At 72.6% G+C, this 21,142-nt stretch carries 15 protein-coding genes; 12 read left to right on the top strand and 3 right to left on the bottom strand.

Annotation, left to right across the window (positions count from 1 at the left end; translation table 11 throughout):
- Positions 1–5: 5 nt before the first annotated feature.
- The 10 genes from AB0L37_RS14410 to AB0L37_RS14365 all read left to right on the top strand — a co-directional run bounded on the left by AB0L37_RS14410 (position 6) and on the right by AB0L37_RS14365 (position 15,415).
- Positions 6–1,562, top strand: a complete 1,557-nt coding sequence (locus AB0L37_RS14410) for a hypothetical protein (RefSeq protein WP_365504287.1) — start codon at positions 6–8, stop codon at positions 1,560–1,562.
- Positions 1,559–2,659 (top strand): AAA family ATPase, encoded by a 1,101-nt coding sequence (locus AB0L37_RS14405; protein WP_365504285.1) that lies wholly within the window; start codon positions 1,559–1,561, stop codon positions 2,657–2,659. The genes AB0L37_RS14410 and AB0L37_RS14405 overlap by 4 nt, the downstream gene beginning before the upstream one ends.
- A complete protein-coding gene (fxsT, locus tag AB0L37_RS14400; RefSeq protein WP_365504283.1) occupies positions 2,660–6,973 on the top strand; it encodes an FxSxx-COOH system tetratricopeptide repeat protein in 4,314 nt (1,437 codons plus the stop codon).
- A gap of 131 nt (positions 6,974–7,104) precedes the next feature.
- On the top strand, positions 7,105–8,301 hold the full coding sequence (locus AB0L37_RS14395; RefSeq protein WP_365504281.1) for a hypothetical protein: 1,197 nt from the start codon (positions 7,105–7,107) through the stop codon (positions 8,299–8,301).
- Positions 8,298–9,428: a caspase family protein gene (locus AB0L37_RS14390; RefSeq protein ID WP_365504279.1), complete on the top strand. Its 1,131-nt coding sequence runs from the start codon at positions 8,298–8,300 to the stop codon at positions 9,426–9,428. Before AB0L37_RS14395 ends, AB0L37_RS14390 begins: the two co-directional genes overlap by 4 nt.
- Positions 9,429–9,529: 101 nt before the next feature.
- Positions 9,530–9,757 carry a hypothetical protein gene (locus tag AB0L37_RS14385; protein WP_365504277.1) on the top strand — a complete coding sequence of 76 codons (228 nt, stop codon included), beginning with the start codon at positions 9,530–9,532 and terminating at the stop codon, positions 9,755–9,757.
- Between the two features lie 58 nt (positions 9,758–9,815).
- Positions 9,816–11,429, top strand: coding sequence for an HEXXH motif-containing putative peptide modification protein (locus tag AB0L37_RS14380; RefSeq protein WP_365504275.1), 1,614 nt, complete (start codon positions 9,816–9,818; stop codon positions 11,427–11,429).
- A 36-nt stretch (positions 11,430–11,465) separates the two neighbouring features.
- Positions 11,466–12,710, top strand: a complete 1,245-nt coding sequence (locus AB0L37_RS14375; protein WP_365504273.1) for an arginine deiminase — start codon at positions 11,466–11,468, stop codon at positions 12,708–12,710.
- A gap of 113 nt (positions 12,711–12,823) precedes the next feature.
- Positions 12,824–13,837, top strand: coding sequence for an ornithine carbamoyltransferase (gene argF / locus AB0L37_RS14370; RefSeq protein ID WP_365504271.1), 1,014 nt, complete (start codon positions 12,824–12,826; stop codon positions 13,835–13,837).
- A gap of 126 nt (positions 13,838–13,963) precedes the next feature.
- Positions 13,964–15,415: an amino acid permease gene (locus AB0L37_RS14365; protein ID WP_365504269.1), complete on the top strand. Its 1,452-nt coding sequence runs from the start codon at positions 13,964–13,966 to the stop codon at positions 15,413–15,415.
- Here the strand turns inward: AB0L37_RS14365 and AB0L37_RS14360 are convergent.
- Positions 15,369–15,815 (bottom strand): ATP-binding protein, encoded by a 447-nt coding sequence (locus AB0L37_RS14360; RefSeq protein ID WP_365504267.1) that lies wholly within the window; start codon positions 15,813–15,815, stop codon positions 15,369–15,371. The genes AB0L37_RS14365 and AB0L37_RS14360 overlap by 47 nt on opposite strands.
- A 324-nt stretch (positions 15,816–16,139) precedes the next feature.
- Here AB0L37_RS14360 and AB0L37_RS14355 point away from each other — a divergent pair, with 324 nt between their 5' ends.
- Positions 16,140–16,970, top strand: coding sequence for an enoyl-CoA hydratase family protein (locus AB0L37_RS14355; protein WP_365504265.1), 831 nt, complete (start codon positions 16,140–16,142; stop codon positions 16,968–16,970).
- 7 nt (positions 16,971–16,977) lie between these two features.
- The gene (locus AB0L37_RS14350) at positions 16,978–19,272 is read left to right on the top strand and encodes a bifunctional salicylyl-CoA 5-hydroxylase/oxidoreductase (RefSeq protein ID WP_365504263.1); all 2,295 of its coding nucleotides are present in this window, start codon (positions 16,978–16,980) and stop codon (positions 19,270–19,272) included.
- Between the two features lie 188 nt (positions 19,273–19,460).
- Here AB0L37_RS14350 and AB0L37_RS14345 read toward each other — a convergent pair whose 3' ends face one another.
- Positions 19,461–20,690, bottom strand: a complete 1,230-nt coding sequence (locus tag AB0L37_RS14345) for a GTP-binding protein (RefSeq protein ID WP_365504261.1) — start codon at positions 20,688–20,690, stop codon at positions 19,461–19,463.
- A gap of 2 nt (positions 20,691–20,692) precedes the next feature.
- Positions 20,693–21,142 (bottom strand): sulfate adenylyltransferase subunit CysD (gene cysD / locus AB0L37_RS14340; RefSeq protein ID WP_365504259.1); only part of this gene is annotated, 450 nt, incomplete at its 5' end.

Here is a 21,142-nt window from a genome sequence, read left to right as displayed (position 1 = left end):
CGGTGGTGGCAGGTGCGAGTATCGGCGGGCCCGAGTCGCAGTCGGGTCCCCCGCCGGACATCAATCTGGTGTTCCGGCTGGTCGAGGCGGTGTGCGGCCTCGTCTGCATGGAAGCGCCCGCCTCCCGGGTGGAGTTCGCGGCGATGCTCGGGGAGTACCTGGAGCTGGGCCGGCCCGTCGACGTGAGCGGCTCCCGGCTGCGGGACGACGTCCGGAAGATGGTCACCGTGGCGCTGAAACGACCGAACGGCGCGGACGTACTCCTCGACGTGATCCGGATCTACGAGGGACCCGACGTCGCGAGCGAGTTCCAGATACTTCTCGACCCGCCGGGACCACTCACCGTCCGGACGGCCCCCGTGCCGGGACCGGTCTCGCCCTACGAGGAGAGCGCCGCCCTCGTGCTCCTCGACGCGGTGAAGGGGGAGATCTCGGCGACGCGGCTGCGGGACGCCCTCGCGGTCGAACTCGGCAGCCTGGACCTGCCGTTGAACATGACGTGCGATCAACTCTTCCGGCACGTCATGGAGTTCACGGCACAGCCCGACCAGATCCCGCCCGCGGTGATCCTCGTGGAGCACGCGGCGTTACAGGTGGCCGACCCCGGCCACCGGGCCAATCTGGCCGCGTGGGCCAAGGGGTGGGCCGAACACGCGGGGTTCTTGCCGGCGCTCGAGCGGCGCCGGGCCGAGCGGATCGCCCTCACCCACGATCCGGAAGTGCCCCGCTGCCTGCTCGTCGCCGTCGAACCGGCCCGGGACGGCTCGGGCGAGGTGATGGTGCGGCCCTGGCTCAACACCGTGGCGGGGTACTGGAACCCGCAGCCCGCCGAGCCCCGCATCACGACCATGGACGGGCTCGGCCCGGCCGTCGCGCGGGTGCTGCGCCAAGGGGCCCGGCTGTGGTCGGCCGGGCAGGACCCGGCGTCCAGCGGGGCGGGACAGCAGCCTGCGTACGTCGAGTTCATCCTTCCGTATGACCTCCTGAACCACGATGTAGCGGGGTTGGCGCTCGGCCCGGGGCCCGAATCGGTGCCGCTGGGGCTGGAGTTCGCGGTCCATCTGCGCAGTCTGGACCGCATGCGCAGCGACGACGGACTCGTCAGGGAACGCTGGCGGTCGCGCTGGGGAACGCTGCGCCGGCACGGCATCACCGTGCACGACTGGAGCTCGGCCGAGGCGGGAGCGCTGCGCTCCTGGCAGATCGCGCTCGCCGACGAACCGAACCGCACGGCGGTCGTGCTCGACGCGCCGGACGAGGGGGACGCCCTCGCCGCCCTGAAGGCCGCCATCGCCACGGGGATCGGGCTCGCCGTCTGGGACCGCAGGGGAGTTTTCATCGAGGAGCGGCGGGAAGTAGTGACTGCCGTGTTCGCGACCGCTCAGACACCCGTGCAGATCCCCCTCGCCATCCACCGGCTTCGCCGCAAGGCGGAGCGCAGCCCGCAGGGCACGCTCCTCCTCGGCCGGCACATCGCCTTTTTCTGGGACGACCCGAACCGGGTCGTCGACCTCCAGACCACCGACTACGGCGATCCCGCCGACGAGGAGGCCTCGGCATGAGCGCGCACGAGAACGGGACCGGGCGGGACGCGGACGCCAGGCCGCAGACCCCGAGCGACTGGCGCGTCTTCCGGGCCACGGGCGTGCCGGCCGAGGACCGGGCCGTGCTGCCCGAAGCGCCGCCCTGGCGCCGCTTCCACGGCTCTCCCGCCCAGCCCTGCGCCCCCGACGACGAACAGGCGGCGACCCGCCGCCTCGGGCAGCTCGACGCGACCCCGCAGCTCGGCCCGGAGGAGATCGACACCGTCAACGCCGCGCTGCTGCTGCGCAGGCCGCTGCTGATCACCGGCGCCCCCGGCGTCGGCAAGTCGACCCTCGCCTACCTGATCGCCCGCGAGCTGGGCCTCGGGCGCGTCCTCGAATGGAACATCGTCAGCCGTACGACCCTGCGCGACGGCCTGTACGCCCATGACGCCATCGGCCGCGCCCAGGCCATCGCCGCCTGGCGTGCGGCGGCGCTCCGCACGGATCCGAGCGCCCCCGACGACCCGGCGTACGCCGGACAGGGTGAACATCAACTTCCGCCGCCCCTGGGGGAGTTCGTTACGCTGGGCCCGCTGGGGACCGCCCTGCTGCCCTACGACCGTCCCCGGCTCCTGCTGATCGACGAGCTCGACAAGAGCGACATCGACCTGCCCAACGACCTGCTTCATGTGCTGGAGAACGGCAATTATGAGATCCCGGAGCTGGTGCGCGACGCCACCGGCAGCGCCGAGGTGCACACCGCCGACCCCGGCGGGCACGCGGTGGTGTCCGGCGGCCGCGTCGAGTGCCGTGAGTTCCCCGTCGTGGTGATCACCAGTAACGGGGAGCGGGAGTTCCCCGCCGCATTCCGCCGCAGGTGTCTGCCCCTTGAGATGCGCACCCCCTCCAAGGAGCAGCTTCTGGCCATGGTGGAAGGGCACTTGAGGAGCCGCCCCGAAGCCGCCGAGGACCTCGTCGACCTGTTCGTTCAGCGGGTGAACGCCGGCGGGACCCACTCCCTCGACCAGTTGCTCAACGCTGTCCAGTTGACTACTGCGGGTGGTTTCCAGGCCGACGGTGACGGGCGTAAGCTCGTGGAAAGCTTGCTCCGCGATCTCGCGAAGGGCCGCTGAATGAACGGCTTTCCCAGGGAGCGCGCACCCGGCGCCGCCGACGGCGAACCGGGACCTTCGCGGCTTTCGGGCGACGAGCCCGGCCGGACCCCCCAGTGGCAGGAGTTCGCCGACGCGGTGTGGCTCGCCGCGCACTGGGCCCGCGCCGCACGTCGCGCGGACCCGCCGGACCTGCCCGCGGACGACGCGGTGGGCGACGAGCTCCCCGGAGCCGGCGGCACCGATCTGCCGCTCGCCCCGCTCCCGGACCCTTTGTGGCCCGGCGACTTACCCAGCCCTGCGCTGCCCACCCTTGACCCCGAAGGCCCCGAAACGGTGCATCTCGGTCGACCGCACGTGCCCGACGAGCCCCTCAAACCCTCCGGCCCGGGCCGGCGCTGGGCCCTGCTCGCCCGCGCCCTGCACCGGCTCGCCCGCCGCGTCCCCTCGTCCGTGCACGTCGAGCTCGACGAGGACGTCACCGCCGAGCGGGGCCTTGCCGACGAACTGTGGATGCCGTTCTTCCGCCCCGCGGAGGCCACCGCGTTCGACCTGGTCCTGCTCGCCGACGACGCGCCCACCATGCGGATCTGGGACGAGGAGATCACCCGGCTGGCCGCCGCGGCCGAGCACAGCGGCGGCTTCCGCCTGGTGCGGACGGTGAAGGTGAGCGTGCCGCGCACCGGGATGCCGACCGTCCGCAGCGGCGCCACCTGCACCCCTGCCGACCCGGCCGAGCTGCTCGACGGAGGCGGCGGCCGGATCTTCCTCGTCGTCACCGACGGCCTGGCGCACGGCTGGACCGCACCGGCCGCCGACCGGCTCCTGGGCCGGCTCGCCCGCTCGGGCCCCACCGCCCTCGTCCATCTCCTTCCGCCCCATCTGCGCCACCGTTCCTCGATCTACCCGTACCCGGCGGTCCTGGAGGCCGGCGGCTTCGGCGCGTCGAACGTGAACCTCGGCCACGGCGCCCCCGGTGAGGGCCCCGACCCGCTGCGCCCGCTGCCCGAGACCGGCGACGACTCCGTTCCCGTACCGGTGCTGTCCCTGAAGCCGGGGTCGATCGCCGCGTGGGCGGACCTCGTCACCGGAGAGCGGGGGGTGCGCAGGGAGCTGCCGGTCGTGCTCGCCGGCGCGCTCACCAAGGGGGCGCCCACGCCGGGGCTGCGCGCGCCGCGGCTGCCCCGGTTCGCGGCGGCCGCCGTACGCCGGTTCTTCACGCTCGCCACACCCGCTGCCCGGCGCCTGGCGACCCAACTCGCCGCCATCCCCTTCGAGTTCGACCTGGTCGACCAGTTACGCCGGCGGACCATGCCGGAGACCGGGCCCGCCCATCTCGCCGAGATCATGATGGGCGGCCTGCTCGACTGGGACAGCGGCGGCGAAGGGCGGCCCGAGTTCGCCGAGGGGGTGCGCGAGGCGCTGCTCGCGACGACCACCCGCACCCAGCTCGCCCGCACCGTCAGCGTGGTGAGCGGCCTGCCGGCGGCGGGGGAGCGGGGCGTCGCGCTGCGGGCCGCGTTGCAGGACCCGGTGGGCGCGACCCTGCCCGCACCGCACGAGCGGGGGTGGCGGCGCAGCGAGCTCGCGGTCATGCGCGCGCTCTCGGGCCCGTACTCCGAACGTGCTAAACGGCTGGAGCCGGGTTTAGTCATCGATGCCCCTGATATCACGAATGGCCGTTTGGCGGAGTCGTCCGGCACGGGAGAGGGCAGAGATCAGGAGCCCTTGGTCCCTGACCCCTCTGGAGAGAACGTGCCGCCCCTGGTCAACGAAGCCGCGCCCCGATCCGAAGCCCAGGAGGCTGAACCGCCCATGCCCAGCACCACGACCGGATCGCCGGCCCTCCTGGTGAACGTGCCGCTGCGCAACACCTCGTTCGTGGGGCGCACCGCACTGTTGCGCGCCGTCGAGGAACAGCTGGGTGCCCAGGACACGGCGGCGGTCCTGCCGCACGCGCTGCAAGGCATGGGCGGGGTCGGAAAGTCGCAGCTGGCCCTGGAGTACATCTACACGCACCAGCGGGACTACAAGGTCATCTGCTGGATCCCCGCGGAGCGCGAGAGCCTCATCCTCGCCGGTCTGGCCGGCCTCGCCACCCGGCTGCGGCTGTTCCCCGGCGACGAAGGCGGCGCCGCACCGGCCGCCAACACCGCCGTGCCGGCCGTCCTCGAAGCGCTGCGCACCGGAGCCCCGTACGACAACTGGCTGCTGGTCTTCGACAACGCCGAGAACATCGACGTGGTCCGCAACTACTTCCCCACCAACGGCCCGGGGAAGATCATCGTCACCTCCCGCAACCGCGAGTGGGAGCGGGTGGCGAGCCCCCTGCCGGTGAACGTCTTCGAGCGCGACGAGTCGATCCAGCTCCTCCAGAAGCGCTCGCCCGACCTCTCCTACGACGACGCCGACCGGCTCGCCGAAGCCCTCGGCGACCTGCCGCTCGCCGTCGAGCAGGCGGGCGCCTGGCGGGCCGTCACCGGCATGCTCGTCGAGGACTACCTCGACCTGCTCGAAGCCCGCAGCCCGGAGGTCCTGGAACTCGACCCGGCGCCCGACTACCCGGTCTCCGTCGCCGCCGCCTGGGACATCTCCCTCGAGCGGATCGCCGAGAACAACCCCGGCGCCCGTCAGCTCCTCGACATCTGTGCCTGCATGGCGCCCGAACCCGTACCGCTGTCGCTGTTCCGGGGCAGCCGCGGCATCGACATCACCCCCGAACTGGACCTGCTGCTGCGGGAGTCCATCAAACTGAGCCGCGCCATCCGCGACCTCAACCAGTTCTCCCTGGTGAAGCTGGACCTGCGGGCCGACACCCTCCAGATGCACCGACTGCTCCAGAACGTGCTCCTCGCCAAGCTCGGCCCCGACGACCGGGAGCGCATGCGCGACGCCGCGCACCAGCTCCTGTCGGCCGCCAAGCCGGGCCACTACGCGTCGTCCCGTGAATGGCCCGCCTACCAGGCGCTGCTTCCGCACGTCCTGACGGCGGAAGCGGTCCGTTCCTCGGACACCTGGGCGCGCGAACTCGTCTACGACACCGTGATGTTCCTCTACTACTGGGGGGCGCACGAATCCGCCGTGGACCTCGCCCGCCAGGCGTGGAGCGCGTGGCTGGAGTCGTCCGGCGAGGAGAACATCCACGTCATCCGGATGTCCAAGATCCTCGCCTTCTGCCTGCGCGTCGTCAGCCAGGTCGAGGAGTCCATTCCGCTCAACGAGCGGGCCCTCGAGGTCTGCCGCCGCATCGACGTCGACGTGGAGGACCTGATCGACTCCATGGTCGAGCTGTCCGACGCGCGGCGCTATCAGGGCCGCTTCCAGGAGGCCCGGGAGCTGGACGCCGAGGCCGCCGAGCGGTCCCGGACCCTGTTCGGTCCCGAGGACCCGATGACGCTGCGCGCGATGCACAGCTGGGGTGTCTCGCTGCGCCTGTGCGGGGAGTTCAAGGAGGCGAAGGCGCTCGACGAGGAGACCGTACGGCTGCGCGACCTGCTGTTCGGGCCGACCAGTGGACTGACCCTGAACACGCAGGGCGCTCTCGCCATCGACATGCGGGAGAGCGGTGACTACCCCGGAGCGCGCGACTTCCGGGAGGACGTCTACCGCAGGCAGCGCGGCGCCTTGGGCGAGGACAACCCCTTCACGCTGCGCTCCGCCAACGACCTGGCGGTGTGCCGCCGCAGGGACGGCGCCGTGGAAGAGGCGGCCAAACTCTCCGAGGACATCCTGCGCCGCCTCACGCAGCGCTACGGGGCCGACCACAACTACACGCTGGCCACCGCCGTCAACGCCGTGGTCGACCGGCGTATCAGTGGTGATCTGGAGGGCTCGAGGGAGCTCGGTGAGTCGACCGTGCGCCGCTACACCCAGCGCCTCGGCGCACGGCACGCACACACCCTGCTGACCAAGGCCAACCTGGCCGCCACCATGCGGGCCCTCGGCGCCTTCGACGTGGCCGAGGAACTCGACTCGGACGCGGCCCGCGGCCTCGCCGACACGGTCGGTCCCCGGCACGTCCTGTCGCTCACCGTCACGCTCGGCAGGGCGAGCACCGAGTACGGGCGCCTCAACTTCGACAAGGCGCGCGAGATCGACGAGCAGAACCTGCCGAAGCTCGCCGAAGTGGCAGGCGAGGACCACCCGTTGACCCTCTCCTGCACCGCCAACCTCGCCCTCGACCTGCGAGGTCTCGGCCGCGGCGCCGAGGCCGACCAGCTGGAGCGCAAGGCGGTGGAGGGCTTCACGCGGGTCGTGCGCGCCGACCACCCGTGGCTGACCGCGGCCCGGCAGCGGCGGCGTATCGAGTGCGACATGGCGCCGATGCCGCTGTAGCGGCCGGCGCACGAAAGCGTGCGGGGCGGGCGGTGTCCACCGCCCGCCCCGCCGTCGGTCTCAGGTTCAACTCGCCGCATGTCTGGGTAAGTTGAGAGATCTTCACGGGGGACGAGGGGAACGGGGGACGCATGTCGACGGTGGTCTTCATTCACGGCACCGGCGTACGGGAGCCGGGCTTCTCCGCGCTCGCCGGACGCTTCGCGGCGGAGCTCACCGCGCTGCGCGGCGGCCTGCGGATCGTGCCCCACTACTGGGGCGGCACCCACGGCGCGACCCTCGCCGCGGGCGGTGTGAGCCTGCCGCCGGCGCCGGGCGGCGCGACCCGGGGTCCGTTCGGGGCGCCGGAAGGGATATCGGAGGCAACCCCGGACGGAAACCCGGACGGAACCCCGGACGACACCGCCGCCTGGGCCGTCCTCTACGCCGACCCCGACGCCGAACTCGCCCTGGCCGCGGCCTCGTCGAAGGGCCCCGCGGAGCGCCCGCCGCACGCCGCCCTGCCCGAGCAGCTCCTCCAGGACCGGCTGACCGCCCTCGCCGCGACGCCCGGCGACGGACTGCTGCCCGGCATCGGCCCCGCGGCCCTGCGCCTCGCGGGACACCCGCTGCTCCCCGCCGCGGCCGACGCCCTCGACCCCGACGACCTCGCCCTGCTCGCCGCCCGCGCCGTCGTCGCCCGCGCCCTCGCCGACGCCCTGGACGCGGACACGCCGCTGGTCCCCGACGGCGACCGCCGCGACGCCGCCGTCGAGCACGTCGCCGGACAGCTCGGCGCGGCCCCCTCCGGCGCCGAACGCGGGCTGCGCAGCCGCCTGTTGGCCCTCGCGGGGAGCGCCGCGTCCCGGGCCGTCGTGCGCCGCCGCCGCGCGCTCACCGAGGCCGCGCACCCGGCCGCCGGAGACGTGCTGCGCTACCTCAGCAGGGGTGCCGGCTTCCGCGCCGACCTGCGCACTCTCGTCGCCGGACTCGAACCGCCCGTCACCCTCGTCGGCCACAGCCTCGGCGGCATCATCGCCCTCGACACCCTCATCGAGGCCCCGCTGCCCCAGGTCGCCCTGCTGGTCACGGCCGGATCGCAGGGCCCTTTCCTGTACGAGTCCGGGTCCCTGCCCTCGCTCGCGCACCCGGAGCCGTTGCCCGCGCACATGCCCGACTGGCTGAATCTGTACGATCCGCGCGATCTGCTCGGCTATCTCGGCGGCGGCCTCTTCCCCGCCCGGGTCACCGACATCGCCGTCGACAACCGCCAGCCGTTCCCCGCCGCGCACAGCGCGTACTGGACCAACCCGGCCACGTACCGGCACATCGCGGAGTGGCTGAAGTGACCGCCGGACCCGTCGATCCGGCGCGGGTGCACGCCCTCGTCGTCGGCATCGAGACGTACGAGGCGGGTCCCTCCTGGAACCTTCCGGGACCGGCCCGCGACGCCGTCGCCTTCCACGGCCTGCTCCGCGCGGCAGGCGTGCCCGCACCTCAACTGCACCTGTTCCTGGCCCCGTTGGCGCCGTACGTGCCGCAGGTTCCGTACGCCTACGCCGACCACGCGACGCTGCGCCGTGCCCTCGTACGGGATCTGCCCGCGCGCCCCGGTGACGTGCTGTGGGTGTGGTGGGGCGGGCACGGCGTCCTCGACCGGGCCGGGCACACGCGGCTGTTCTGCGCGGACGCCACGACCGCCGACAAGGTGGCCGTCGACCTGGAGTCCGCGCTGACCCGCTACGCGAGCGACGCCGTGCCCGGCTTCGCCGACCAGCTGTGGATCGTCGACGCCTGCGAGTCGTTCGAGGAACGCCTGGGGTTCCGGGGCCCGTTGCCGCCCGACGCGCTGCCGGCCGGTGACCGGACCCTCGGCCACCGGCAGATCCTGCTGCGCGCCGCGGGGGCGGGCCGTGCCGCGGCCAACGACCCGGTCCGCGCCACGGGTCTCTTCTCGGACGTTCTCCTCGGCCTGCTGCGTGAGCGCGCGGACGTGCTGCCGGGGCTGCCCGACCCGGAGGAGCTGTTCCCCGCGGTGCGGGAGAAGGTCGCCGCGCTGCGCGCCTCCGGGCGCACCGCGCAGCGCCCGGAGGTCCGGATGCAGAGCCCCGAGCGCACCGAGATCCTGCCGCGGGAGGGGCGGGCCGTGCCGCCGGGAGCGCCGCCGCCCGTCGCCGCGTTGCAGCGTGCGGTGGACGCGCTCGTCGCCTATCCCCTGATGGCGGACCCTGCCGAACGGCAGGCCGTGGTCGGCGCGTTGAGCCCGCGGCTCAGCGCGATGGTGCCCCGGCACCCCCGCGGCCGCACCGACGTCGTCGGCATCCTCACCGCTCTCGCCCGGCGCGGCGCCGACGCCCTCCAGGAGTTGCTCGGCGCCGTGCTCGTCCTCGACGACGACCCCGACCGGGCGGCCGAACTCACCTCCGCGTTGCGTGAGTTGGGCGGAAATGGGGAGGCGATGGGCGGACGCCGCTGATCGTGTGGCGTGATCGTACGGGTTTCCCATGCGGGCCCGGTTCGTCATGATGGAAGGACGCGGGGGCATCGAGTGCCACCGTGCGAGGAGGGGAACGGATCTTGGACCAGTCGCTACGCGCGGAGCGAGCCGCCCCGTCCCACCCGGTCGATCCGGCCCACCCGGCCGCCGCCCCCGACTGGGAGTCGGACCTGCCCGACCTGACCCTGGTCCCGCTGACCGACGTCGAGGGCCTCTCGCCGCTCCCCGCGACCGCCCGCATCCTCGAAGAAGTGCTCCGCCCACGCGGCAGCATGCGCGGCGGTGGCGAACCCGGCAGAGCGGAGTAGCCGTACGGCACGTGCTGACGACACCGCTCACCCCGCCGACCGACCGGAGGACCCGGCCATGACCAGCGAGCAGGTGCCGCCCCGGCTGAGCGTGCCCGGCGCGCTCTTCGCCGAACTCGCCACCGGCGGCGGCTCCCCGCAGGCGGTCGCCTTCCTCGAACGCGGGGAGCGCCACCGCAGACTGCTCCTGCTGCGCACCGCGCTCGACCGCCTCGACGCGCTGCCCACCCCGCTCACCCCGCCGGCCGAGACCTGGCGCCAGGTGCGGCGGGCGGCCGGGCGCGCCCCCGAGGCCGTCGAGCGGCTGCTGCTCGCACCGCAGACCGGCGGCTGGCTCGCCCATCTGCTGCGCCGCGCGCACGGCACCGCCCCGGGGCCGCCCCTGTGGGCCGAGGCCGGCCACCTCGGCGCGCTGGCCGCGTCCGCCGCCCTGCACGCCGGCACGGACCTCGACATCCTTGTGCCGCTCGACGACGGGACGGTCCATCTGCCCGGTCTCGGCACGGCCCGACTCCCGGGCGCCGCGAGCGGGTTGAGCGTGGGGCGGCTGCGCACGGCGGGCGACGGCACGTTCACCCTGGCGTCCCCCGACGGCGGGCCCGCCGTCGGTTTCGACCTTGGCGCCACCGCCCCGGACTGGACCCCGCTGCGCATCCTGCGGGCCGGCGCCGCCCGGATCCCGCTCGACGACCTCCACCCCTACCGCGACCTCGACGAACCCGTGCCGGCCGCCCGGCTCGACCCGGAGGAGGCGGCGGCCTGGCAGGACCTCTTCGAAGAGGCCGCCGGAATCCTCGCGCGGCTCCGGGGTCCCGTCCGCCTCGACCCCGCCGTCATCCGGGCCGTCGTGCCGTGGGGGCGCACCGGCGTCATGCCGCCCGCCCCGCCGGACGTCCGGGTCTCCGCCTCCAGCGGCGATTCCTTCGGCGCCATGGTCATCGCCCGGCCGGGCAGCGCGCTCGCGCTCGCCGAGACCCTCGTGCACGAGTTCCAGCACAGCAAACTCGGCGCACTCCTCCACCTCCTTCCGCTCCTGGACGACGACCGCGCCGAGCGGTACTACGCGCCGTGGCGCGCCGACCCCCGCCACCGCACGGGGCTGCTGCACGGCGCGTACGCGTTCACCGGCGTCACCGGGTTCTGGCACGGCCTGCTCGACGACCCGGCGCACGGCGAGACCGCCGCGTACCACTTCGCCCTGCGCCGGCTCCAGAGCAGGCTCGTGGTGCGCACCCTGCTGACCGAGGGCGGGCTCACCGCGCCGGGCCGCCGCCTCGTCGAGGGGCTCGCGCACTCCCTGGACGGCTGGCTGCGCGTGCCGGTCCGCGCCGACGCCCTGGCCCGGGCCCGCACCGCGGCGGCCCTGCACCGCACCGAGTGGCGGCTGCGCAATGTCGTCCCCGGTCCCGTGCCGCGGCTGCGGACGCCGGGCGCCTCCTGGCCCGACGTCCGCACCCACGCCCTCGCCGTCCGCCCCGCCGCGCCGCGCACCGGCGACGAGCACCTCGCCGCGGGCGATCCGGCCGGCGCCCTCGCCCGCTTCACCGACGAACTGGCCGCGGCCCCCGGCGACCCGCACGCCCTCGCGGGCTGGATCGTGGCTCGCGCGACCCTGAACCCCGGCCGGGCGGCCCGCCGCCTCCTCGCCAGGCCCGAGGAAGCCGCGCTCTGAGGGGTGAACGCGCGGTCCAGCGGTGAGGATGAAGGCATGGCATTCCACGTCGACTCCGAAGCCGGGCGGCTGCGCCGCGTCATCCTGCACCGGCCCGATCTGGAGCTGAAGCGGCTCACGCCCAGCAACAAGGACCAGTTGCTCTTCGACGACGTGCTGTGGGTGCGCCGGGCGCGGCAGGAGCACGACGGGTTCGCCGACGTGCTGCGCGACCGGGGCGTGACCGTGCACCTCTTCGGCGACCTGCTCACCGAGACGCTCGGCGTGGACGCCGCCCGCTCCCTCGTCCTGGACCGCGTCTTCGACGAGAAGGAGTACGGGCCGCTGGCCACGGGCCCGCTGCGGGCCGCCTTCGAGACGCTGCCCTCCGAGGACCTCGCGGCGGCGCTGATCGGCGGCATGACCAAGCGGGAGTTCCTGGACGCGCACCCGGAGCCGACCTCCGTGCGGTTCCACGCGATGGAGCTCGACGACTTCCTGCTCGGCCCGCTGCCCAACCACCTCTTCACCCGCGACACCTCGGCCTGGATCTACGACGGCGTCTCCATCAATGCGATGCGGCTGCCCGCCCGCCAGCGCGAGACCGTCCACTTCGAGGCGATCTACCGGCACCATCCGCTCTTCCGAGACGAGTCCTTCCACGTCTGGTCGGAGGGGCAGGCCGACTACCCCTCGACCATCGAGGGCGGCGACGTCCTCGTGATCGGGCAGGGCGCCGTCCTCATCGGCATGAGCGAGCGCACCACCCCGCAGGCCGTCGAGATGCTCGCGCACAAGCTGTTCGCGGCCGGTTCGGCCCGCACCATCGTCGCGCTCGACATGCCGAAGCGGCGGGCCTTCATGCACCTGGACACCGTGATGACGATGGTCGACGGAGACACGTTCACGCAGTACGCGGGGCTCGGCATGCTCCGCTCGTACACCATCGAACCGGGCTCGTCGCCGCGGGAGTTGAAGGTCACCGACCACCCGCCGGAGCACATGCACCGCGCGATCGCCGCCGCGCTCGGCCTCAGCGAGATCCGGGTCCTGACCGCCACACAGGACGTGCACGCCGCCGAGCGCGAGCAGTGGGACGACGGGTGCAACGTCCTGGCCGTCGAGCCCGGCGTCGTCGTCGCGTACGAGCGGAACGCCACCACCAACACCTATCTGCGCAAGCAGGGCATCGAGGTCATCGAGATCCCGGGCAGCGAACTGGGCCGCGGCCGGGGCGGCCCGCGCTGCATGAGCTGCCCGGTCGAGCGCGACCCCGTACAGGGTCCCGTAGCGGCCTCGTAGAGGGACCCCGTACAGGGACCATCTGTATATAAATGTGAGGCGTCGTATAGACTTCCATCGTCCCGTTGTTCGCACCGCTGTTCCCGTCCCCTAGCTGCATCCAGGAGCGCCCCATGGCGACCACCGCCCGCCCCGACCTCGCCGGCCGCCACTTCCTCAAGGAGGTGGACTTCACCGCCGAGGAGTTCCGAGGCCTGGTCGCGCTGGCCGCCGAGCTGAAGGCCGCCAAGAAGGCGGGGACCGAGCAGCAGCGGCTCAAGGGGAAGAACATCGCGCTGATCTTCGAGAAGTCCTCGACGCGGACGCGCTGCTCCTTCGAGGTCGCCGCCGCCGACCAGGGCGCCTCGACGACGTACATCGACCCGGCCGGTTCGCACATCGGCAAGAAGGAGTCGAGCAAGGACACGGCCCGCGTCCTCGGCCGGATGTTCGACGCGATCGAGTTCCGGGGCGATGCCCAGGAGACCGTCGAGACGCTCGCCGCGTACGCGGGCGTGCCGGTCTACAACGGCCTCACCGACGACTGGCACCCCACCCAGATGCTGGCCGACGTGCTCACCATGACCGAGCACAGCGCCAAGCCGCTGACCGAGATCTCCTTCGCCTACCTGGGGGACGCCCGGTTCAACATGGGGAACTCGTACCTGGTGACCGGCGCGCTGCTCGGCATGGACGTACGGATCGTCGCGCCCAAGTCCTACTGGCCGGCCGATGCGGTCGTGGCGCAGGCCCGTGAGCTGGCCGCCGCCGGCGGCGCGCGCATCACGCTCACCGAGTCCGTCGAGGAGGGCGTCGCGGGCGCCGATTTCGTCGTCACCGACGTCTGGGTCTCGATGGGCGAGCCGGAGGAGATCTGGGACGAGCGGATCAAGGCGCTCGCGCCGTACGCCGTCACGATGGACGTCCTGCGCGCGACGGGGAACGCGGACGTGAAGTTCCTGCACTGCCTGCCCGCCTTCCACGACCTCGGCACCAAGGTCGGCCGCGAGATCCACGAGAAGTACGGTCTGGAGTCCCTCGAAGTGACCGACGAGGTCTTCGAGTCGGAGCACTCGGTAGTGTTCGACGAGGCCGAGAACCGGATGCACACCATCAAGGCGATCATGGTCGCCACGCTCGGCCGATAGCTGTGATAAGCGGCGCAAGTCGCCCATAACTGTTCAAACTGGTGGGGCCGGAACACCTTCTCCGGCCCCACCGGCATGCGGCACACCCCGCCGCACTCCCGCACCACAAGAAAAGAGCACCACCGCATGTCGCCCACCCCCACAGGGCTGCGCATCAAGTCCCCCGAGTCGCTCATCGCCGAGTCCGGCGCCGACCTGGAGGGGCACGGGCTCAAGCGCACGATGGGGCTCTTCCAGCTCGTGTGCTTCGGCGTCGGCGCGATCGTCGGCACCGGCATCTTCGTCGGCCTGTCCGACACGGTCGCCGAGGCCGGGCCCGCCGTCATCGTCTCCTTCGTGCTCGCCGCGGTCACCTGCATCTTCACGGCGTTCTCGTTCGCCGAGCTGGGCGGCGCGATCCCGGTCTCCGGATCCTCGTACTCCTTCGCCTACGCGACCCTCGGCGAGCGCATCGCGTTCCTGGTCGGCTGGTGCCTGCTCCTGGAGTACGGCGTCTCGGTCTCCGCCGTGGCGGTCGGCTGGAGCCAGTATCTGAACGAGCTGCTCGACAGCCTCTTCGGATGGCAGATCCCCGCCTCGCTGTCCGCCGGGCCCGGTGACGGCGGCGTGATCAACCTGCCCGCCGTCATCGTGATCCTGATGGCCGCCACCCTGCTCGTGCGCGGCATCCGCGAGAGCGCGCGGGCCACCGCCGCCATGGCCGTCCTCAAGATCGGCATCCTGGTCGCGTTCTGCGCCATCGGCTTCAGCGCCTTCGAGGCCGGCAACCTGACGCCGTTCATGGCCGAGGGCGTCGGCGGCATCACCTCGGGCGCCTCGCTCGCCTTCTTCTCGTACATCGGCTTCGACGCGATCACCACGGCCGGCGAGGAGGTCAAGAACCCGCGGCGGAACATCCCGATCGCGATCATGATCTGCATCGGCATCGTCACGCTGCTGTACTGCGCCGTCGCGGTCGCGGCCATCGGAGCGCTCGGCGCCGACGAGGTCGGCGACAAGCCCGCCGCGCTCTCCCTGGTCGTCGACCAGGTCACCGGCTCGGACGTCGGCGGCGGCATCATCGCGTTCGGCGCGGTCGTCGCCATCGCGTCCGTCGTGCTCGCGGTGATGTACGGGCAGACACGCATCCTGATGTCGATGTCCCGCGACGGTCTGATCCCGCGGGTCTTCGAGCGGGTCTCCCCGAAGACGTCGACGCCCGCCGCCAACACCTGGATCGTCGCGGCCGTCTTCGCGATCCCGGCGGCCTTCTCGTCACTGGACGTCGTGGTCAACCTGACCACCATCGGCACGCTCGCGACCATGGCCGTCGTCAACGTCGCGGTCGTCGCCCTGCGCCGCTCGCACCCCGGGCTGAAGCGCTCGTTCCGGGTGCCGCTCTATCCGCTCAGCCCGGTCCTGGGCGTCGCGATGTGCCTCTATCTGATCTGGGGCACGGGCTGGACGACGTGGGTGCAGTTCGTGGTGTTCGTCGTGGTGGGCGCGCTCGTCTACGCGTTCTACGGGCGCCGGAACTCGCGGCTCGGCGCTCTCACGCCTCCGACGGCGGGCGCTGCTTCGGCACCGCGGGAAGGGTGAACCAGACCGCCTTGCCGGAGTCGGTGGGGCGGTGCCCGCACGAGGAGGACAGCGTGCGGATGAGGAGCAGGCCGCGGCCGTGCTCCTGCCAGGGGTCGGGTTCCTCGGCGTCGTCCGGATTGGTGAGGTCCGCGGGCGGCGCCGGGTCCGGGTCGTGCACCTCGACCTGACAGCCCGACTCCAGCAGCTCCACGACCAGCTCGATCGGCGCGTCGCCCGTCGTGTGCTCCACCGCGTTCGCCACCAGCTCGGCCGTGAGCAGCTCGGCGGTGTCCATGTCGGCCGCCGGTGAGTCGATCTCGGTCAGGGCGGTCCGGACGAGGGCGCGCGCGACCGGCACGGCGGCAGCCGTGTGCGGCAGGGCGATGCGCCACGAGGTGGGCGTCGGAGGTGGGGGCAAGGCGGGGTCCTCGGAGGGGGGCTCGGGGACGGGCTGGCAGGCGGGCCGCTGGGGGTGGCGGTCCTGCTTTCAACCTTAGGAATGGTACGGCGGGTGCGATAGGGGCTCCCGGCGGGCTCTGTCGGGACGTCCGTCCCTTTCTGGACCTATGTCGCCCAGGACGTATCGCGTACGGACGTAGTGCGTACCGCTGTATCGCGTACTCGTGACGGCAGTCACGATGCGGTGATACCTTCGCGAGAGAGTCACTCGCCCGCGCTCCATCCCGCTCCATCCCAATCCATCCCGCTCCGCACCGCCCCGCCGTCCGCCGGAGGCATCCGCATGAGTCCCTTCACCGGCTCCGCCCCCCGCACCGAGACCTGGCGCCACCTGACGTACGCCGTGGACGCGCACGGCGTCGCGACCGTCACGCTCGCCCGGCCCGAGAAGCTCAACGCCCTCACCTTCGGCGCCTACGCCGACCTGCGCGACCTGCTCGCCGAGCTGGCCCGCGAGAAGTCCGTCCGCGCCCTCGTCCTCACCGGGCAGGGGCGCGGCTTCTGCTCCGGCGGCGACGTCGACGAGATCATCGGCGCCACCCTCGCCATGGACACCGCCCAGCTCCTCGACTTCAACCGGATGACCGGACAGGTCGTACGGGCCGTGCGCGAGGCCCCGTTCCCGGTGATCGCCGCCGTGCACGGGGTCGCCGCCGGGGCGGGCGCCGTGCTCGCGCTCGCCGCCGACTTCCGCGTCGCGGACCCGAGCGCCCGGTTCGCGTTCCTGTTCACCAAGGTCGGCCTCTCCGGCGGCGACATGGGTGCCGCGTACCTCCTGCCGCGCGTCGTCGGCCTCGGCCACGCCACCCGGCTCCTCATGCTCGGCGAGCCCGTGCGCGCACCCGAGGCCGAGCGGATCGGCCTGCTCAGCGAGTTGACCGACGAGGGCCGCGCCGACGAGGCCGCCCTCGCCCTCGCCCACCGCCTCGCCGAGGGCCCGGCCCTCGCGTACGCGCAGACGAAGGCGCTGCTCACCGCCGAACTCGACATGCCGCTCGCCGCGGCGGTCGAGATGGACGCCGCGACCCAGGCGCTGCTCATGAACGGCGAGGACTACCGCGAGTTCCACGCGGCCTTCACCGAGAAGCGACCGCCCAAGTGGCAGGGGCGGTGAGCACCCGATGACCCTGACCAAGGCGCGGAAGATCGCCGTCGTCGGCGGCGGCCCCGGCGGCCTGTACGCGGCGGCGCTCCTCAAGCGCCTCGACCCCGCGCGCGAGATCACTGTCTGGGAGCGCAACGCCCCGCACGACACGTTCGGCTTCGGCGTCGTCCTGTCCGACGAGACCCTCGGCGGCATCGAGCACGCCGACCCCGTCGTCTACGCGTCGCTGCGCGACGAGTTCGTGCGCTGGGACGACATCGACATCGTGCACCGCGGCGCCCGGCACACCTCGGGCGGCCACGGCTTCGCGGCGCTCGGCCGGCGCCGCCTCCTGGAGATACTGCAGGGCCGCTGCCGCCAGCTCGGCGTCGACCTGCGCTTTCGCACCGAGGCGCCGCCCGCGGCCGAGCTCTCGGCGGCGTACGACCTCGTGATCGCCGCCGACGGGGTGCGCAGCCGCACGCGTGAGACGTACGCCGACGCCTTCCGCCCGCACATCGAGGAGCACCGCAACCGCTACATCTGGCTCGCCGCCGACTTCGCCTTCGACGCGTTCCGCTTCGAGATCGCCGAGACCGAGCACGGCGTGATGCAGATGCACGGCTACCCGTACAGCGACCACGAGTCGACCGTCATCATCGAGATGCGCGACGAGGTGTGGCGGGCGGCGGGCTTCGACGAGATGGACGTACGCGAATCGGTCGAGCGCAGCGCGAAGGTCTTCTCCGACGCGCTCGGCGGACGCGGCCTGAAGTCCAACAACTCCTCCTGGGTGACGTTCCGCACCGTCGTCAACGACCGCTGGTCGCACGGCAATTGCGTGCTCATCGGTGACGCGGCGCACACCGCGCACTTCTCCATCGGCTCCGGCACCAAGCTCGCCGTCGAGGACGCCCTCGCGCTCGCCGCGTGCCTGCACGAACACCCCACGACCGGCGCAGCGTTGAAGGCGTACGAGGCCGAACGCCGCCCCGTCGTCGCCTCCACGCAGCGCGCCGCGCGGGCCAGCCTGGAGTGGTTCGAGGAGCTGGGCCGCTACCTGGACCAGCCGCCGCGCCAGTTCGCCTTCAACCTTCTCACCCGCTCGCGCCGCGTCACGCACGACAACCTGCGGCTGCGCGACGCCCGGTTCACGGAGTCGGTGGAGCGGGAGTTCGGCTGCCCGGAAGGTACGCCGCCGATGTTCACGCCGTTCGCACTGCGCGGTCTGCGGCTGCGCAACCGGGTCGTCGTCTCGCCGATGGACATGTACTCGGCGGTGGACGGCGTGCCCGGCGACTTCCACCTCGTCCACCTGGGCGCGCGGGCGCTCGGGGGTGCGGGCCTGGTGATGACCGAGATGGTGTGTGTCAGCCCGCGGGGCCGCATCACCCCCGGCTGCGCCGGGCTCTACACCCCCGAACAGGCCGCCGCCTGGCGCCGGATCGTCGAGTTCGTGCACACCCGCGCGCCCGGCACCGCGATCGGCGTGCAGCTCGGGCACTCCGGCCGCAAGGGCTCGACGAAGCTCATGTGGGAGGGCATCGACGAACCGCTGCCCGACCCCGACGACAACTGGCCTCTCGTCGCCGCGTCCCCGATCCCGTACAAGCCGGGCGTCAGCCAGACACCTGCCGAACTGACGGCCGCTCAACTGGAGGAGATCCGCGAGGAGTTCACGTCGGCGGCGTGGCGCGCGGCACGGGCCGGGTTCGACCTCCTGGAGCTGCACTGCGCGCACGGCTACCTGCTCTCCGGCTTCCTGTCGCCGCTGACGAACCGCCGCACGGACGCGTACGGAGGTTCCCTGGAGGGCCGGCTGCGATTCCCGCTGGAGGTCTTCGACGCGGTGCGCGGGGTGTGGCCCGATGACCGGCCGATGACCGTACGGATCTCGGCGACGGACTGGGCGGAGGGCGGCACCAGTGCCGACGACGCCGTGGCGATCGCGCGCGCCTTCGCCGCGCACGGCGCCGATGCGATCGATGTGTCGACCGGGCAGGTCGTCGCGGAGGAGCGGCCCGCGTACGGGCGCTCCTACCAGGTGCCGTACGCGGACCGGATCCGGGGCGAGGCCGGGGTACCGGTGATCTCGGTCGGGGCGATCTCGTCGTGGGACGACGTCAACTCGCTGGTGCTGGCCGGGCGTACGGATCTGTGCGCGTTGGCCCGGCCGCACCTGTACGACCCGAACTGGACGTTGCACGCTGCCGCGGAGCAGGGGTATACGGGGCCGGGGGTGGTCTGGCCCGAGCCGTACCTGGCGGGGAGCCGACGCCCCCAGACGGGCCGCCTGGACGCGCCCCGGCCCCGCCTGGTCCTGCCGGGTTGAGCGTGAGGTCGCGGCTGCGGCGCCGTCGTGGCTGGTCGCGCAGTTCCCCGCGCCCCTGAAATGCAGGCGCTGCGCGCCGCATTTCCCCGACGCGTACGCGCCCGATGAGATGCCGCACCGAAGGTGCGCATCTCAGGGGCGCGGGGAACTGCGCGACCAGCCCCCACCGGCCCGCACCCAGCGACGAACTACCCCCGCAGCACCGTCATCCCCGCGGTCAACGTCGTCCCATCCACCGGGTCGACAACCAAGAACGCCCCGGTCCGCCGAATCACCGCATAATCGTCGACGACAACCGGCTCGGCCGTGCGCAGCACAACCCGCCCGAGGTCATTCGCACCCAGAGCATCCACCGCCCCGAGCGACCGGACAACCGCCGCAACCGTCCGCGTCGTGTGCCGCACAAGAACCCGCCGGCCCACGACCAACGGCTGATCCGCCAGATGGCACACCGCCGCCGTCACGTCCTGCGTCACAGCCGGCGCCCGCCCGTCCACCGGAGCGATCAAGTCCCCCCGGGCCACGTCCAGTTCATCGGCGAGCCGCACCGTGAGCGAGGCCCCGGCGTGGGCCTCGTCGACCCGGGTGCCGAGGACGTCGAGGGCCGCGATCGTCGTCGTACGGCCCGACGGGTGGACGGTCACGGCGTCGCCGACCCGCAGCGTGCCGGAGACCAACTGGCCCGCGTAGTGACGGGATTCACCGTGCCGGATGACGTACTGGACGGGGAAGCGAGCCGGTGCGTCGGGGGACTCGGCGGTCACCGGCACGGTCTCCAGGTGTTCCAGGACGGTCGGGCCGCCGTACCAGTCCATGGTGGCGGACGGCTCGACCACGTTGTCACCGACGAGTGCCGAGATCGGGATCGCGGTGACGGCCGGAACGCCCAACTCCCGTGCGTACGAGGTGAATCCTGCGGTGATCCGCGCGAAGACGCTCTCCTCGTACCCGACGAGGTCCATCTTGTTCACCGCGAGCACGACGTGCGGGACCCGCAGCATCGCCGCGACGGCCGCGTGCCGCCGCGTCTGGTCGACGACCCCGTTCCTGGCGTCCACCAGGATGATCGTCAGCTCCGCCGTGGACGCGCCCGTGACCATGTTCCGGGTGTACTGCACGTGGCCCGGGGTGTCCGCCAGGATGAAGCGGCGGCGCGGGGTCGCGAAGTAGCGGTAGGCGACGTCGATCGTGATGCCCTGCTCGCGCTCGGCCCGCAGCCCGTCCGTGAGCAGCGCCAGGTCCGGCGTACCCGTACGGGAGATCGCCTCCAGCTGATCGGCGAGGACCGACTTGGAGTCGTGCAGGAGGCGGCCCACGAGCGTGGACTTGCCGTCGTCGACCGACCCGGCCGTGGCGAGGCGCAGCGTGCCGGCCCCGGCGGCGCCGGGGACACCGGAAACAGAAACAGAAGCGGACATCTCTAGAAGTACCCTTCGCGCTTGCGGTCTTCCATCGCCGCCTCCGACATCTTGTCGTCGGCGCGCGTGGCACCGCGCTCGGTGAGCCGGGACGCGGCGATCTCGGCGATGACCTGCTCCAGCGTCTCGGCGCCGGAGTCGACGGCACCGGTGCAGGACATGTCGCCCACGGTGCGGTAGCGAACCTGGCGCTTCTCCACCGTCTCGCCCTCCTTCGGACCGCCCCACGCGCCCGCCGTCAGCCACATGCCGCCGCGGTCGAACACCTCGCGCCGATGGGCGAAGTAGATCCCGGGCAGGTCGATGTTCTCGCGGGCGATGTACTGCCACACGTCCAGCTCGGTCCAGTTGGACAGCGGGAAGACGCGGACGTGCTCGCCGGGCGCGTGGCGGCCGTTGTAGAGCTGCCACAGTTCGGGGCGCTGGCGGCGCGGGTCCCACTGCGAGAACTC

The sequence above is a fragment of the Streptomyces sp. NPDC052225 genome (genome assembly GCF_040679615.1).
Taxonomy (GTDB): domain Bacteria; phylum Actinomycetota; class Actinomycetes; order Streptomycetales; family Streptomycetaceae; genus Streptomyces.
The sequence above is the reverse complement of the archived record's forward strand: the minus strand, read 5'-3'. Positions and strand labels throughout refer to the sequence as shown.

Bases quoted from the DNA above. Each gene is read 5' to 3' on its own strand.
- AB0L37_RS14405 (WP_365504285.1), top strand. From the start codon at position 1,559: ATGAGCGCGCACGAGAACGGGACCGGGCGGGACGCGGACGCCAGGCCG.
- fxsT (WP_365504283.1), top strand. From the start codon at position 2,660: ATGAACGGCTTTCCCAGGGAGCGCGCACCCGGCGCCGCCGACGGCGAA.
- AB0L37_RS14395 (WP_365504281.1), top strand. From the start codon at position 7,105: ATGTCGACGGTGGTCTTCATTCACGGCACCGGCGTACGGGAGCCGGGC.
- AB0L37_RS14380 (WP_365504275.1), top strand. From the start codon at position 9,816: ATGACCAGCGAGCAGGTGCCGCCCCGGCTGAGCGTGCCCGGCGCGCTC.
- AB0L37_RS14375 (WP_365504273.1), top strand. From the start codon at position 11,466: ATGGCATTCCACGTCGACTCCGAAGCCGGGCGGCTGCGCCGCGTCATC.
- argF (WP_365504271.1), top strand. From the start codon at position 12,824: ATGGCGACCACCGCCCGCCCCGACCTCGCCGGCCGCCACTTCCTCAAG.
- AB0L37_RS14365 (WP_365504269.1), top strand. From the start codon at position 13,964: ATGTCGCCCACCCCCACAGGGCTGCGCATCAAGTCCCCCGAGTCGCTC.
- AB0L37_RS14355 (WP_365504265.1), top strand. From the start codon at position 16,140: ATGAGTCCCTTCACCGGCTCCGCCCCCCGCACCGAGACCTGGCGCCAC.
- AB0L37_RS14350 (WP_365504263.1), top strand. From the start codon at position 16,978: ATGACCCTGACCAAGGCGCGGAAGATCGCCGTCGTCGGCGGCGGCCCC.
- AB0L37_RS14345 (WP_365504261.1), bottom strand. From the start codon at position 20,690: ATGTCCGCTTCTGTTTCTGTTTCCGGTGTCCCCGGCGCCGCCGGGGCC.